This is a genomic window from Paramuribaculum intestinale (genome assembly GCF_003024925.1).
GTDB classification, from domain to species: Bacteria; Bacteroidota; Bacteroidia; order Bacteroidales; family Muribaculaceae; genus Paramuribaculum; species Paramuribaculum intestinale.
This window is the reverse complement of the sequence record NZ_PUED01000047.1, coordinates 1-14,950: the sequence shown is the minus strand read 5'-3', so window position 1 is coordinate 14,950 and position 14,950 is coordinate 1. Positions and strand designations below refer to the sequence as shown.

At 56.1% G+C, this 14,950-nt stretch carries 11 protein-coding genes; 7 read left to right on the top strand and 4 right to left on the bottom strand.

All coding sequences use genetic code 11. From position 1 onward, the window contains the following. The first annotated feature begins 92 nt into the window (after positions 1–92). The 7 genes from C5O24_RS05255 (at position 93) to C5O24_RS05225 (ending at position 11,385) form a co-directional block, all read left to right on the top strand. Positions 93–1,367, top strand: coding sequence for a beta-N-acetylhexosaminidase (locus C5O24_RS05255; RefSeq protein WP_240604908.1), 1,275 nt, complete (start codon positions 93–95; stop codon positions 1,365–1,367). 43 nt (positions 1,368–1,410) lie between these two features. Further along, positions 1,411–4,389 carry a PEP/pyruvate-binding domain-containing protein gene (locus C5O24_RS05250; protein ID WP_107681545.1) on the top strand — a complete coding sequence of 993 codons (2,979 nt, stop codon included), beginning with the start codon at positions 1,411–1,413 and terminating at the stop codon, positions 4,387–4,389. Positions 4,390–4,408: 19 nt separating this feature from the next. Then, positions 4,409–5,686, top strand: coding sequence for a coiled-coil domain-containing protein (locus tag C5O24_RS05245; RefSeq protein WP_107035544.1), 1,278 nt, complete (start codon positions 4,409–4,411; stop codon positions 5,684–5,686). A 227-nt stretch (positions 5,687–5,913) separates the two neighbouring features. Beyond that, complete coding sequence (locus C5O24_RS05240) at positions 5,914–8,100, top strand: S9 family peptidase (RefSeq protein ID WP_107035543.1); 2,187 nt, start codon at positions 5,914–5,916, stop codon at positions 8,098–8,100. Positions 8,101–8,131: 31 nt separating this feature from the next. Further along, positions 8,132–9,469: a hypothetical protein gene (locus tag C5O24_RS05235; RefSeq protein ID WP_107035542.1), complete on the top strand. Its 1,338-nt coding sequence runs from the start codon at positions 8,132–8,134 to the stop codon at positions 9,467–9,469. Beyond that, positions 9,466–10,386 (top strand): tRNA (adenosine(37)-N6)-dimethylallyltransferase MiaA, encoded by a 921-nt coding sequence (gene miaA, locus C5O24_RS05230; RefSeq protein ID WP_107035541.1) that lies wholly within the window; start codon positions 9,466–9,468, stop codon positions 10,384–10,386. Before C5O24_RS05235 ends, miaA begins: the two co-directional genes overlap by 4 nt. A gap of 27 nt (positions 10,387–10,413) precedes the next feature. Further along, entirely contained in the window at positions 10,414–11,385 is a 972-nt protein-coding gene (locus C5O24_RS05225) for a hypothetical protein (protein WP_107035540.1), read from the top strand. Here C5O24_RS05225 and C5O24_RS05220 read toward each other — a convergent pair. The 4 genes from C5O24_RS05220 to C5O24_RS05205 all read right to left on the bottom strand — a co-directional run. Further along, positions 11,370–11,822 (bottom strand): PepSY-like domain-containing protein, encoded by a 453-nt coding sequence (locus tag C5O24_RS05220; protein ID WP_107035539.1) that lies wholly within the window; start codon positions 11,820–11,822, stop codon positions 11,370–11,372. The two genes, C5O24_RS05225 and C5O24_RS05220, sit on opposite strands and share 16 nt — an antisense overlap. 44 nt (positions 11,823–11,866) lie before the next feature. Next, positions 11,867–13,507, bottom strand: a complete 1,641-nt coding sequence (locus C5O24_RS05215) for a S41 family peptidase (protein WP_107035538.1) — start codon at positions 13,505–13,507, stop codon at positions 11,867–11,869. Between the two features lie 55 nt (positions 13,508–13,562). Then, the gene (coaD, locus tag C5O24_RS05210; RefSeq protein WP_107035537.1) at positions 13,563–14,024 is read right to left on the bottom strand and encodes a pantetheine-phosphate adenylyltransferase; all 462 of its coding nucleotides are present in this window, start codon (positions 14,022–14,024) and stop codon (positions 13,563–13,565) included. Next, the coding region (locus C5O24_RS05205; RefSeq protein ID WP_240604907.1) for a toprim domain-containing protein at positions 14,005–14,950 on the bottom strand (946 nt) is incomplete at its 5' end. The genes coaD and C5O24_RS05205, both read right to left, overlap by 20 nt.

Genomic DNA, 14,950 nt, shown 5'->3' with positions numbered 1-14,950 from the left:
CCTACCGGGTCGAAGTGGACAGGGACGGAATCACGATAGAGGCTTCGCGACCTGCCGGATTTTTCTAGGCCCTGCAGACCCTCCGACAGCTTATGCCCTACGACGTGTCGCGCAGCAGCGCCTCACTGCCGTTTGTGACTATCGTCGACAAACCTCGTTTCGGCTGGCGCGGATTCATGCTCGACGAAGGACGCCACTTCTTCGGCAAGGATGAAGTAAAAAAAGTGCTCGACATGATGGCAGCCCACAAAATGAACCGTTTCCACTGGCATCTGACCGAAGATCAGGGATGGCGTATAGAGATCAAACAATATCCGCTGCTGACGCAGGTGGGCGCGAAGCGCAAGAGCAAAAGCCTCGGATGGGCACAGCTCGAACCCGACACCCTTGACTATGACGGCTTCTACACCCAGGACGACATACGCGAGATTGTGGCATACGCCAAGGATCGCTTCATCCACATAGTGCCGGAAATCGACATACCCGGTCACACCCAGGCCGCAGTGGCATCCTACCCCGAAATACTCGCCTGCGATCCGGAAAAGCCCCACGAAGTGTGGCGCTATCAGGGCGTATCAACCGACGTCATGAATGTCAGCAATCCGGCAGCTGTGAAGATGTCGACCGACATTATCGACGAACTGATACCGCTCTTCCCCTTCCCGTATCTGCATCTTGGAGGCGACGAGTGTCCCACCGACAAATGGGAACAGAACAGCCAGTGCCGCGCGCAGCTCGACTCAATAGGATCGGACAACTTCCGCGACCTGCAACTCAACTTCTACCGCCAGATCGCAGCCCATATAGCCGCAAAGCCCAAGTCCGAACAGCGCCACCTGATATTCTGGAACGAAGTGCTCCACGGCAACACCGACATGCTTCCCTCCGACATCACCATCATGGCATGGATAGGAAAGCAGCCCGCAGAGAAAGCCGCCATGGAGGCCGCACGACGCGGCATGAACGCCATACTCACACCGCAGATTCCCTACTACATCAACCGCAGACAGTCGAAACTCGCCACTGAACCGGTGTCGCAAGGCGCCGGAACCGAAAATCTTGAGGCCGTCTACAACTACGTGCCCATGAACGGAGTTCCTGCCGAACTGGCCGACAAATATATGGGCATACAGGCCAACTTCTGGAGCGAATACGTCATCACGCCCGAATTTCTCGAATATCTCATGATGCCGCGTCTGTCGGCTGTGGCCGAAGCAGCCTGGACCCCGCAGGAATGCCGCGACTACACCGACTTCCGCAACCGCATACGCACCCTCAAGCCGATGCTCGACGCAGCCGGATGGAATTACGCGCCCCACGAATTCGTCAACGATCCCGACAACCAGTCAGCCATCGACGCCGACTGACCGCAACAGCCACCGACAACCGCATTTCACAACCTCCTGAAAGATGAACGAAGACGCATTGAGCCAACTGTATCTCAAGGATACGGCATTTCAAAACCTCATGCAGAAGCGCATTTTCAATGTGCTTCTCGTGGCATCGCCCTACGATGCGTTCATGATGGAAGAGGACGGCCGCATAGAGGAACAGCTCTACTTCGAATACGTCGCCCTCAACCTAAGTTCGCCACCGCGCATCACACAGGTGGCCACTGCCGAGGAGGCCGTTGAAATGATGCACCACAAGCATTTTGATCTCGTGATCATGATGCCCGGCATGGATGTCAGCGAAACGTTCGCGGGCGCCCGGATCATCAAGGAGATGAAGCCCCATATGCCCATCGTGGTGCTGACTCCCTTCTCCAAAGAGGTGTCGCGGCGGCTGGCCAACGAAGATCTCGGATGTGTCGACTACGTGTTCAGCTGGCTCGGCAACGTCGACCTGCTGCTGGCAATAATCAAGCTGCTTGAGGACCGGCTCAATGCCGAGAAGGACATAAACGAAGTGGGCGTTCAGCTCATCATGCTTGTGGAGGACTCCGTGCGGTTCTACTCGTCGGTACTTCCGACGGTCTACAAAAACCTACTCAAGCAATCCTACGAATCATCGACCGAGGCGCTCAACAAGCATGAGCAGATGCTGCGCATGCGCGGACGCCCCAAAGTGATGCTTGCCCGCGATTACGAGGAGGCCATGGACATATACCGACGCTTCGGCAGCAACCTGCTCGGGGTGATCAGCGACGTATCGTTCAAACGCGACGGAGTGAAGGACATCCATGCCGGGCTGAAACTGGCAAGCTTCCTGCGACAAAACGACCCACACCTGCCCATAATCGTCGAATCGTCCGACTCCGACAATTCCGATCCTGTGATGCAGCTCGGATGCGTGTTTATCGACAAGAACTCCAAGAAACTTCCTGTAGATCTTGGAGCCGCGATAAAAGACAAGTTCGGCTTCGGCGACCTCGTGCTCCGCGACCCACGCACCGGCAGCGAGATCATGCGCATCCAATCGCTCAAGGATCTGCAATACCGCATTTCCGACATCCCCTCGGAAGTGTTGCTCCACCACGCCTCTACCGACGATATTTCGCGCTGGCTCTATTCCCGCGCACTGTTCCCGATAGCCGACGTGGTGAAAAGCCACCGCTTCTACTCGCTCGACGAAGTGCCGGCCGTGCGACGCCTGTTTTTCGATCTCATCGTGAAATACCGCAAGATGAAAAACCGCGGCGTGGTGGCCGTGTTCCGCAAAGACCGCTTTGACCACTACTCCAACTTCGCCAGGATCGGCGAGGGATCTCTTGGAGGCAAAGGCCGCGGCCTTGCATTCATCGACCAGATAATCAAGAAGCACCCTATCTGCGACAATCTCGACGGCATCACCGTCAGGATACCGCGCACAGTGGTGCTCTGCACCGACATATTCGACGAATTCATGGCCACCAACGGACTTTATCCGCTGGCACTGAGCGACGCCCCCGACGAAACCATATTGAAATATTTCCTTCAGGCACGTCTGCCCGAACGCTTGATAGAGGACTTCTTCGCACTCTTCGAAGTTGTCGACAAACCACTGGCAATACGCAGCTCCAGTCTGCTCGAAGACTCGCATTACCAGCCTTTTGCAGGCATCTACTCCACCTACATGGTGCCGCGCGTCACCGACCGCTACGAGATGCTCAAGATGCTTTCCGACGCCATCAAGGCTGTTTATGCATCGGTATTCTATGCCGACTCAAAGGCCTATATGACAGCCACCTCCAATGTCATTGACCAGGAAAAGATGGCTGTCATAATCCAGGAAGTCGTGGGCGAGGAAGCCGGAGGATACTACTTCCCGTCGTTTTCAGGCGTAGGACGCTCGCTCAACTACTATCCCATAGGGCACGAACAGCCCGAGGACGGTGTGGCCGAACTGGCCGTCGGACTCGGAAAATATATCGTGGACGGCGGAATGGGACTACGCTTCTCCCCGCGTCATCCCGAATCCGTATTGCAGACCTCGGAGCTATCTCTGGCGCTGCGCGACACACAGACACGCATGTATGTGCTGTCGACCGGCGACACCCCCGTGGACTTCAGCGTCGACGACGGCTTCAACATCGTCAAGAAATCCGTGCAGGACATAGCGCCCACCGGAGCATTGCGCTGGATGACATCGGTCTACGACTACCGCGACAATGTGCTCCGCGATAACGACGCCGGCGAAGGTCGCCGCGTAGTCACGTTCAACAATATACTGAAACACAAAGCCTATCCGCTGGCCGAGGCGCTCGACTTCATGCTCACCACCGGACAGAGGGAGATGTGCCGCCCGGTGGAAATAGAGTTTGCCGGAACCATCGACCGCTCCGGACAGGGTTCGAAAGGCCATCTCTACTGGCTGCAGATCCGCCCGATAGTCGATCGCAAGGAACTTGTCGACGAACACCTGCTCGAACTGTCCGACGACCAGCTCATCATGCGCTCCGACACGGCGCTCGGCCACGGCACGATCGACAGCGTCAGCAAGATCGTGTATGTCCGTCCCGAGAAATTCTCCTCGTCCAACAACCCATTCATAGCCCGCGAAATCGAGAAGATCAACCGCCAGATGACTGCCGACGGCGACAATTATATTCTTGTCGGCCCCGGACGATGGGGATCGAGCGACACAGCGCTCGGCATTCCCGTGAAATGGCCGCAGATCGCATCAGCACGGCTCATCGTGGAGTCGGCCGTGGGCGACTATCGTGTGGAGCCGAGCCAAGGCACACATTTCTTCCAGAATCTGACTTCGTTCGGCGTAGGATATTTCACGATCGATCCGGCATCGGGCAACGGTTTTTTCAATGTCGGCATCCTCGACTCGATGAAGGTTGATCTCGAAACGGAGTTTGTCAGAGTCGTCACATTCCCCTCACCGCTGGCCATCGGCATCAACGGCAAGAAAGGGATAGGAGTAGTGGCTCTTCCGCCGACTGACAGTCAAAGCCAATAACACGAAACAACGCATTGCAATGTCATTCATAAAATCCATAAGACGCTCACTCGGCATAAACTTCGATTCCGACGAGGAAGAGAAGCCGACCGAAAACATAATGCATGAGGAGCCGGCCCGGGCCACAAAGCCCGAAACGGCCGATGACCACGGCATCTCCGAATGCCGTCCTCCATGCCCGGCCGACGACAATCTGCCAGCCGACATGCTCACCGCTGTAGTGGAACTGTTCAATTCCACACAGCCTGAATTCGTCAGCCGTTGCATCGACACCGATGCTCAGAAACAGTTTCTGCTCGAACGCATAAACGCAGATGTGGCCGAACGGATCCGTCGGGCCATCAGGCGCGCCCATGAAATGGGACTCAAAGAGTGGGAAGAAACCCGTCGTAAACTCATAGAGGAGGTAGAGGATCTCCGACAGCAGAAACAGCAGCTTGAGCAGCGACGCGAGGAATCAAAAGGTGAACGCCTGAGCAACCAGCGCCAGAAACGCGCCATGACCGAGCGTATCAATGACCTTGAGTCAAAGGTCAACACCCTTGAGGCCGAAAAAGAGCAATTGCTGCTCGAAAACCGCAGCATGGCCAACCGCCTGCGTGTAGCAGGTGTCGGTGGAGAAGGTGCCGTGGATCCGAATGTCACCACACATCTGGTCGACGAACTTGAGAAACTTCGCGAGGAGAACGCCGGCACCGAAGATCTTCGCCTACAGCTGGATGCAGTCAAGCAACAGCTCGCTACCGTCACAGAAGACAAACAAAGGCTTGCCGAAGATCTCAAATCGCATCTATACACCGAAAAGGAATACTCCAGAATCAGACAACAGGCCGAGAAGTCGGAGTCCGCACTCGAGATAGCCCGCAAGCAGACCGAACAGCTTCAGGCCGACCTGCTGCAACGCGACGACATCATACGCAATCTCAACGACCGTCTGGCCGACGCGCTGCGCGAGGCCGACCGTCTGGCCAGCCGCGACGCCAACGACATGTCGCACCTCGAACTGACCGAGATTCCCGACATCATACCCCAACCGGCAGCCGCTGCCTCAGAAATCGCCGATCAGCCGCAACCGGTGCAGAAAAAAAAGCGCGGACGCCGCAAACGCAGCGAGGCAACGCCGCAACCAAAGCGTTTCAGTGCCATTGACGAGCTGATGGACTCCACCGACTGGTTTGACTCCACCCCTCCCACACGCCAGGAAAAGCCCGACAAGAACGACGACGACTTCGGCTACAAGGCTCCACCTAAGAAAACACCTCCCGCCGACGACGACAAGCAGCTGTCGCTCTGGTAAGAGATTGTCTAAAATTCATATCACTTTGCTTTTGAGAGTCTTTCCAGCGTCTTTTTGTTTGTTCTTCGGTCATGTAGCTACGGCTACACTCCCTCATCACAAACAAAAATCCATCTGACAATCCTTCTCAAAATCCGTATTATATAAATTTAGACAATCTCTAAGATCCTCGACAAGTCACACGATATCATTTATCACCAACAAGTCAACAAAATCATATACATAAAATGACACTCCGCAATATTATAACAGCCACAGCCGCTGCATTCACACTCACGGCCACAGCCGCCGGCGTAGCCGACTTCAAGGACATAGACCGCTATCTCGGTCCGGAACACTACTGCACGGCTCCGCGATCGTTCACCTACACATCCGACGGAGCATTCTACCTGCAGCTCTCCACCGACGGCAGGAAAGTGGTGAAATACGATACCCGCACAGGCAAAGAGGTGGAAACCGTAGTGGATCTCGCCAAAACACGTGAGAATACCATCGATCACATCGACGGCTTCAGAATGAGTCCTGACGGACGCAAAGTGATGGTATGGAACGAAACATCCTACATATACCGCCGGTCATTCACCGCCAGCTACTTCATCTACAACCTCCACTCACGCGAGCTCAAGCCGCTGTCGACCAATCATCCGCGTCAGCAGGCACCGATTTTCTCGCCCGACGGACGCATGGTGGCCTTCGTCGACAAAGGCAACATATATCTGTGCAAACTCGACTTCTGGACCGAAGTCGACGTCACGACCGACGGCCGTAAAAACGAAGTGATCAACGGCGTGCCCGACTGGACCTACGAGGAGGAATTCACGACCTCTTCATCAATGACCTGGTCGCCCGACAGCCGTATGCTCTGCTATCTGAAATACCGCGAGGCCGACGTCAGGCTCTTCTCATTCCCGCTGTATGAAGGCTACTGCCACCCCGACAAGAACTATGCGCTCTACCCCGGACAGTTCACCTACAAATATCCGGTGGCCGGAGAGAAAAACTCCACCGTCAGCATCCACTCCTACGACATCGACAACCGTGTGACCAAAGATATCACACTTCCCGACAACCGCATAGAATACATACCCCGCATAGAGTATGCCTTCTCTGCCGAACGGCTGATGGTGACAACCCTCAACCGTGCCCAGACACGCATGGAAATCTACGCCGTCAATCCCCGCTCCACGGTGACCAAGCCCATCCTTACCGAAGAGCACAGCGCCTGGCTCTCGCCGGCCGCCTACGAAAACATCCGGTGGTATCCCGACTTCTTCGTCATCACCTCGTCGCGCACAGGCTACGACCATCTCTACCGCTATGCCTACACAGGCGCTCCGCTCGGCCAGATCACTTCGGGCGAATACGACGTGACCGCCTACTACGGCTATGACGCCAAGCGTGCATGCCACTACATACAGTCGACACGCACCGGCGCCATCAACCGCGTAGTAAGCCGCGTAGATGCCAAAGGCAAAGTCACCGATCTGACTCCGGCAGCAGGCATGGCATCGGCCACATTCAGCCCCGACATGGCATTCTACACCGTCCGCTTCACCGACGTTACCACTCCTCCGGTCTACACCCTGCGCACTTCGGCCGACAAGGACATCAAGGTGCTTGAAGACAACGCCGCCGTCAAGGCACGCTACAGTGCAGAGCCTCACCGCGAGTTCTTCACCATGCAGAGCGACGGCGTGACGCTCAACGGCTATATGCTCAAACCGGCATCGTTCGACCCCACGAAGAAATATCCGGTGGTAATGTTCCAGTACAGCGGCCCCGGCTCGCAGCAGGTGCTCAATGAATGGAACATCGGCTGGATGACCTATTACACCACCCGCGGCTACATAATCATATGTGTGGACGGACGCGGCACTGGCGGACGCGGACGCGCCTTTCAGGATGTCGTCTACCGCAACCTTGGCCACTATGAATCGATCGACCAGGTGAATGCAGCCCGGTGGGCCGCCACACAGACATTTGTGGATCCCCGCCGCATAGGTCTCCACGGATGGAGCTACGGAGGCTATGAAACACTCATGGCGGCTTCACGTCCCGATGCGCCCTACGCTGCCGCCGTGGCTGTGGCTCCCGTGACCGACTGGCGCTACTACGACACCGTCTACGCCGAACGCTACATGCTCACGCCGCAGGAAAATGCCGACGGCTATTTCAACTCTGCACCCATTAATTTTGTTAAGGATGTAAAGTGTCCGCTGCTGGTGATGCACGGCACGGCCGACGACAACGTTCATTTCTCCAACACCGTGGAATACGTCGCCGCAATGGAAGGCGCCGGTCGCTGGTGCGACGTGCTGTTCTTCCCCAACATGGACCACTCGATCAACGGTTGCGGAGCGCAGACTGTAGTGTTCGCCAGAATGCTCGACTACTTCGACCGCAACATGAAGTGAAACGATCTGCAAGAAACCGACAACAACCATTATGGCGACAGACATACAGCACGAAAATCTCGACGGCATATTCCGGCTGTGGCTCAACTGGGTCATGGTGGCCGGTGCCATATCGCTGCTGGTGATACTGTCACTGTGGCTTCCGCCGGCAGCCATGCCGGTTCTTGCCATAGTGTTCCAGATAGGCTTCTTCATGCAGGTTCGGGCCAACCGCCGCAAGAAGATGCCATCGTGCTACATACTGCCTTTCCTGGCCACACGCATCTTTTTCTGGACAGCGGTGGTGATGGTGGCCGTGCTCTACCTCTACTCGCGCCATCTGATAGAAAACATTTTTGACGGCGACACGATCAATGCCGAGATACCGTTTATCACCGTTCTGATCATCGGGCCGGTGGCAGTGGCCGTCACACTTTTCGCCGTCGCCAGAGGAGGCCGTCTGCGCTTCTGCCGTGACTGCAAGATACGCAACGGCTTCCCCGCCGAGCGTGGATTTCTCGGCAATCTGTTCTCTCAGGAAGGCACCTACCAGACACGCATGCTGCTCAATGTATCAGCGTTGGTGACACTCGTCGGATGGGTCTACTATTTTCTCGCCTACGTCAACGTCAACCTCAACGAGCCTGACCGTCTGGTGTTTTTCTGGACTCCGCTGATACTGTTCATCATCACTATCGTGGTGATGGCCGTCAGGTATCTCGGACTGTGCAACTACTACGAGCAACACTTCGAGGGGAGCGGCCAGCAGATGAGGCGTTCGACCATGCTGCGCTACATCATCATAGCCGACAACACCATCGTGCTCCGTAAGCCGCAGTCAGATCCCGACATGGACATGGGTTTCACAGCCGCATGCTACGACACACCGGCATCGCTCGTCATCCCCCACCGGCAGAGCATACCGGACGACGAGGCACACACGCTTTTCAAGGAGATCATGGACGTGGACGCCGACATACGGCCGATGTATGTCACCGACAACGGCAATGCCGACTGTAACATTTTCCATTACCTATGTTTCCTCTCCGAAGAATCGGCTGCAACGCTGGCCGCAAAGCGCCCGGATCTGGAATTCGCGACGATCTACCACATCAGCAGACTCATCGACAGCAAACAGACAGCCAGACTGCTCTCGGCCGAGATATACCGGCTGCACACAATGGCCATGGCATGGAAAACCTACGACACCCACGGCGACAGGCGCTACAAGATCAAGCATTATCAACCTACGTTCAGACTGCGCGATGTCCATAAGTGGCATATCGACTTCAACGATAGCAAATGGCTGTCGATAAGCGAATTCAACGCCGACAGCCCGTTCTTCCGCCTGCGCCGTTTCTGGAAAAAACATATCACCGGCAACGCATGAACACCTCCACAATCATTATCACAGGCCCGACGGCATCGGGCAAGACAGCCAGAGCCGTAGCGCTCGCCCGACGCATAGGCGGAGAGATCATCAGCGCCGATTCGCGCCAGATATACCGCGGGATGGATATCGGCACCGGCAAAGACATGGCCGAATACGGCGACGTAGCAGTGCACCTCGTGGATATCGCTCCTGCCGGCTACAAATACAATCTATTCGAATATCTGCGCGATGCCACAGCCGCCGAGGCCGATATTATCTCGAGAGGTCGCCGGCCGATAGTCTGCGGCGGCACCGGGCTATATATCGAGAGCCTTCTGAAAGGACTCCGGCTGCCACAGGTGCCCCCCGACGAACAGCTCCGCCGGCAGCTTTCAGGCAAGAGCCTTGAAGAGCTTACACATATACTGGCGTCGATGAAAACACTTCACAATGTAACCGACGTCGATACGCCGCAGCGCGCAATCCGCGCCATTGAGATACAGCGGTGGTATGAACTTCACCCCGAAGCCCACGGCGGCGAGTGCGATCCCGAGCCGGCACGATCGCTCATAATCGGAGTGGAAATAGACCGCGAGGCACGGAGGAAGCGCATCGAAAACCGCCTGCGGAACCGCATTGACCACGAAGGGATGATCGAGGAGGTCAAGGGACTTCTTGACTCAGGAATATCGCCGGACGATCTGATCTATTACGGACTGGAATACAAATTCGTCACGCTCTACCTGACCGGACGCATCAGCCGGGAGGAAATGTTCGTGCAGCTTCTTATTGCAATACACCAGTTTGCCAAACGGCAGATGACATGGTTCAGAGGCATGGAGCGGAGAGGATTCACCATCCACTGGCTCCCCTACGACCTCGAAGCCGAAGAGTTTACCGACCGTATCGTCTCACTCACTGCCGAACAGCAATAGCCCATGCGGACCGCTGCGACTCTCCTAATGGCGCTGACTGCCATCGCCGTCAATGCATCACCAATTGACGAGCGCCGCGTGTATCTCGACTCTCTCGATGCAGTTGCCGACACCATGGTCAGCATAAACCTGCCGGAGGGGTTCATGCGCCCAATAGCCATAGAAGCACGCATCGGCTTCGGGCCGACCGGACGCAACACCGGACACCGGCAAGCCAAAGCCGGGCTTATCTGGGGCATGAAGAGTGACGACGACTATCATATGGCGGTAATATCACCCGGAGCAAAAACTCTCGACGACATGATCGACGACCGCTACCTGCATCTCGATGTGATACGTCACACCTCCGCCGGTGACAGTCTGATAAAATCGGTGGAATGCCGCAGCGGCATAAATCCGGCGCCCGGACACAATCATCTTGCCGTAGAGATCGATCGGAGCCGCAAGGAGGCAATCATCAGCATAGGCAAATCATCACTTACGACAATGGCCGTCATAGAGTGCGACGGATCGGCTGAAGGCCGCTTTGCAGTGATGGCCACTGCCGGTGTAAGGCTGCCGCTTGTCGTTGCGGCCTACCGCAGCGTGAATACGGTGCCTGACAGCGGTGTCGACGAAGCAGCCATTCGCATGACCGAACGACGTCCGGACTCACCCATAGGGGTATGGGAATATCTCGACCGCGACACTGATTCGCGACGCGCACTGGCCGGAGGCCGTTACCGGCTCGGAATAATACCGGCAGCCGACGGCGCAGCAGGCGACTACGACATAGTATATCTCGGTGGAGCGGAGGTCAACAGTCAGCGGTGGAAACCCGGAATGATAAAGGGACGGCTTAAAGCCATGCCGTTTGCCGCCCACTGGGATCTGCTATGGTATGACAGCGACATGCGCCTCATCAGCCGCGACATCAACGCATCAATGGAACAGAACTCGATATTGTCGCTCAATTTTCCACTGATGAAATCGACCATAAGATTCTATCGCGCAGACTGATCCTGCTCTGCCGACGGGTAGTAGATCCGCCCCGACCCGATGTCGTAGACCACGCTGCTGTTGAAAAGACCCACCTGGTACGACGTGTCGTCACGCCGAAGCGTGTAAACCCCGTCGGCCGTCACCTCCATTTCCTGCAGATAGCTGTAGAGCGCCATAGGCAGCTCGTTGAACAGCAGATTGTCGGGCAATGTCGTGCCGTTGCCGTCGACCGACAGCCACACTCCAAGCTCAGTAAACACTATCGTGACCGAATTGCGCAGAGCGACGGTGTATTGCCCGTCAGCACCCACCGCCGTGGAGGAAGCCTCCACCCCGGGGAAATACTGCGATACAAACTTTTGGGCACGGTCGGGCATCTCATCCCAGGCCTCACTGCTGCACCCGCACACGGCGAAAGCCACAAGCAATATAAACAGACAGGAAACGTGTTTCATATCTCTTCAACGCTTGCCATCGCCCGACGGTTCCGGAAACCGGATCATTTCACCTCCGGATTCCCCTCAAGCAATCGGTCGTAAAGTTTCTCGTCGTTGATTATCTCAAGCGCACGGCGATAGATCGGATCTATCGGATTGACCACACGGTAATAGATGCTCTGCTCAAACAGGTCGCGTCCGATCAGGCCTTTGACTATCAATTCAATGGCCGGACGGCTTATGGCGAGCTGCGCGGAATCGGGCTTGACGCCCTCACGCTCTCCGAGAGCCGCGATCGAGTCGATCATGGCCTGCGACACCTTGAATCCGCCTACAAACGCATCGGCTGTGGGCCACTCGCTACGAAGTCGGCTGCGATGCTCATCGACGTATGCGAGGGTATAGCGGTTGATCACCGCCTTGGCCACAAGATCGCGGTAGTAGGTGCTGTAGTACGACGTGTCGACCGGCACGAAAGCGTCGGGCATGATGCCGCCTCCGCCATACACCTTACGGCCGTTGCGGAGGGTGCGTTTGAGCAGACTTTCGTCGAAATGCACACTGTCGGCGCTGGCAAACTCTCCGGCCTCGTAGCGGTGGACTATATCAAGTTCGTAGTCCTCGTCCTCTCCCGGCTTGTACGGTTTCTGTATCAGCCGTCCGGAGGGGGTGTAATAGCGTGCGGTGGTCAGACGTATCATCGAGCCGTCGGGAAACGGTATAGGCCGCTGCACAAGCCCCTTGCCGAAAGTGCGACGTCCTACGATCACACCACGGTCGTTGTCCTGCACGGCTCCCGAAAGTATTTCGCTTGCCGAGGCCGAATACTGGTTGACAGTCACCACCAGCCGACCGTTGAACTTCACCGGAGCCTTTGACGCATTGTAATATGTTGCCGGCGCCATACGTCCGTCGGTATATACTATCAGCGCATCGTCGTCGAGAAGCATACTGGCCATGTCGATGGCCGCCTGCAGATAGCCTCCGCCGTTATCCTCCAGATCGAGCACAAGATCCGTCATGCCCTGCCCCTGCAGCTTCACTATGGCCTCGGCCAGCTCCCTGGCGGTCGTTTCGCCAAACAGTGTGGCCTTGATATATCCCGTATTGTCATCGGCCATGTATGCGGCGTTGACGCTATAGGTGGGTATGTCGTCGCGCTCTATGGTGAAATATATCATTTCGGGCACTCCGCGTCGGCGCGCGCCGATTTTCACCACCGATCCCTTGGGGCCGCGCAGACGCTTCATGACGTCGGCCTGCGGCATCTTCACGCCTGAAATCAATGTGTCGTTGGCTGTCATGATCCTGTCGCCGGCCAGTATGCCCACCTTCTCCGAGGGACCTCCGACCACGGTCTGAATCACCTTTACCGTATCGTCAAGCATATTGAACTGTATGCCTATGCCGCTGAAATTGCCCTGCAGCGGTTCGGTGAGTGCACGTGTGGCCTCCGGATCGGAATAGGTCGAATGCGGATCGAGAGTGTGGAGCATGGCTTTTATGGCCTCGTCGACCACGTGCGGCTCGTTGACCGTATCGACATAGTATCCGCTGATCACCTGAAAGGTGTTCATCAGCTTCTGTATGGGAAGATACTGCGGGCGGGCGTTATCGTTCTTGCCGGCCGATTGGATTGCAGGCACTGCAGCCGCCGGCAAAACGGCCAGACATAGTATCAGCGATAAAATTCTTGATTTCATGAATGTGTATCAGTGTGTATCTGGGTATATATGTTTATCAAACGCGCTCTGCGGTCTATTGGTTTTCGGGCAGAAAGCGGCTTATGTCGCGTCCGTAATGTGCCAGCTCACGGAGAAGCGACGAACTTATGACCGACAGCTCCGGACGTGCGAAGAGCACCACCGTTTCCACCCCCTCTATCATGCCGTTGGCGTCGGCCATCTGCCTTTCGTACTCGTAATCGGCCACAGTGCGCACTCCGCGCACTACAGCCACAGCACCAAGCTCTCTGACCAGATCGGCCGTCATTCCCGAATAGGCGGTCACCTCCACTCCGTCAAGGGAGCCTACCGCCTTGCGTATCGACTCCAGACGCGTTTCGACCATAGCAGCCGTGTCCTTGCTTATGTTGCATCCCACAGCCACCACCACACGGTCAAACAGATTGAGAGCGCGGCGCACAATGTCGAGATGTCCGACCGTAAACGGATTGAACGTACCCGGAAAGACGGCGGTCCTAAGAGATCTGGCTGTCATCCTCGACTACAAGATTTTCGATAATGAAATTCTGCCGCTCGAAGGTGTTCTTGCCCATATAGAAGCGGAGCATCTCTCCGAGTCCGTCCTCTTTGTGGAGCGACACCCGGTCGAGCCTTATGTCAGGCCCGATAAATCCTTCGAATTCCTGCGGAGAGATCTCGCCGAGTCCTTTGAATCGGGTTATCTCGGCGTTGGCGCCAAGTTTCTCGATGGCGGCCACACGCTCCTCGTCGGAATAGCAGTAGTAGGTTTCTTCCTGCATCTTGTCGGCGTTGCGCGAACCGCGCTTGGCGGTCTTCTTGTTGCGCACGCGGAAGAGCGGAGTCTGCAGTATATATACATGTCCACGCTTGACCAGATCGGGAAAAAACTGCAGGAAATAGGTCAGCAGCAACAACCGTATGTGCATGCCGTCGACGTCGGCATCTGTGGCGATGATCACTTTGTTGTAGCGCAGCCCGTCGATGCTTTCCTCTATATTGAGTGCCACTTGAAGCGCGTTGAACTCCTGGTTTTCATAGACCATCTTTTTGGTCTTGCCATAGGTGTTCTTGGGCTTTCCGCGAAGCGAAAACACAGCCTGAGTCTCAACGTTACGGATTTTCGTGATGGATCCGGCCGCCGAATCGCCCTCGGTAATGAAGATCGACGAGGCGAGCTTCTTCTCTTCGTCGCCACGGGTGTCGTTGAGATGACTGCGGCAGTCAAACAGCTTCTTGTTGTAAAGACTTATCTTGCGGCTCTGCTCCCTGGCCTTCTTGGTGACAGTCGACATGCTTTTGCGCTCGCGCTCATTGTCCATGGCCTTGCGTATGATGGCATCGGCAACCTCCTTGTTTCGGTGCAGGAAATTGTCGAGGTCGGTCTTTATGAAATCGCCGATATATTTCGCTATAGTGGGTCCATCTGGAGCTATGTCGCGC

What these genes read in the sequence shown, in the direction of transcription:
- C5O24_RS05255 (WP_240604908.1), top strand. Translation starts at nt 93, where the DNA reads ATGCCCTACGACGTGTCGCGCAGCAGCGCCTCACTGCCGTTTGTGACT.
- C5O24_RS05250 (WP_107681545.1), top strand. Translation starts at nt 1,411, where the DNA reads ATGAACGAAGACGCATTGAGCCAACTGTATCTCAAGGATACGGCATTT.
- C5O24_RS05245 (WP_107035544.1), top strand. Translation starts at nt 4,409, where the DNA reads ATGTCATTCATAAAATCCATAAGACGCTCACTCGGCATAAACTTCGAT.
- C5O24_RS05240 (WP_107035543.1), top strand. Translation starts at nt 5,914, where the DNA reads ATGACACTCCGCAATATTATAACAGCCACAGCCGCTGCATTCACACTC.
- C5O24_RS05235 (WP_107035542.1), top strand. Translation starts at nt 8,132, where the DNA reads ATGGCGACAGACATACAGCACGAAAATCTCGACGGCATATTCCGGCTG.
- miaA (WP_107035541.1), top strand. Translation starts at nt 9,466, where the DNA reads ATGAACACCTCCACAATCATTATCACAGGCCCGACGGCATCGGGCAAG.
- C5O24_RS05225 (WP_107035540.1), top strand. Translation starts at nt 10,414, where the DNA reads ATGGCGCTGACTGCCATCGCCGTCAATGCATCACCAATTGACGAGCGC.
- C5O24_RS05220 (WP_107035539.1), bottom strand. Translation starts at nt 11,822, where the DNA reads ATGAAACACGTTTCCTGTCTGTTTATATTGCTTGTGGCTTTCGCCGTG.
- C5O24_RS05215 (WP_107035538.1), bottom strand. Translation starts at nt 13,507, where the DNA reads ATGAAATCAAGAATTTTATCGCTGATACTATGTCTGGCCGTTTTGCCG.
- coaD (WP_107035537.1), bottom strand. Translation starts at nt 14,024, where the DNA reads ATGACAGCCAGATCTCTTAGGACCGCCGTCTTTCCGGGTACGTTCAAT.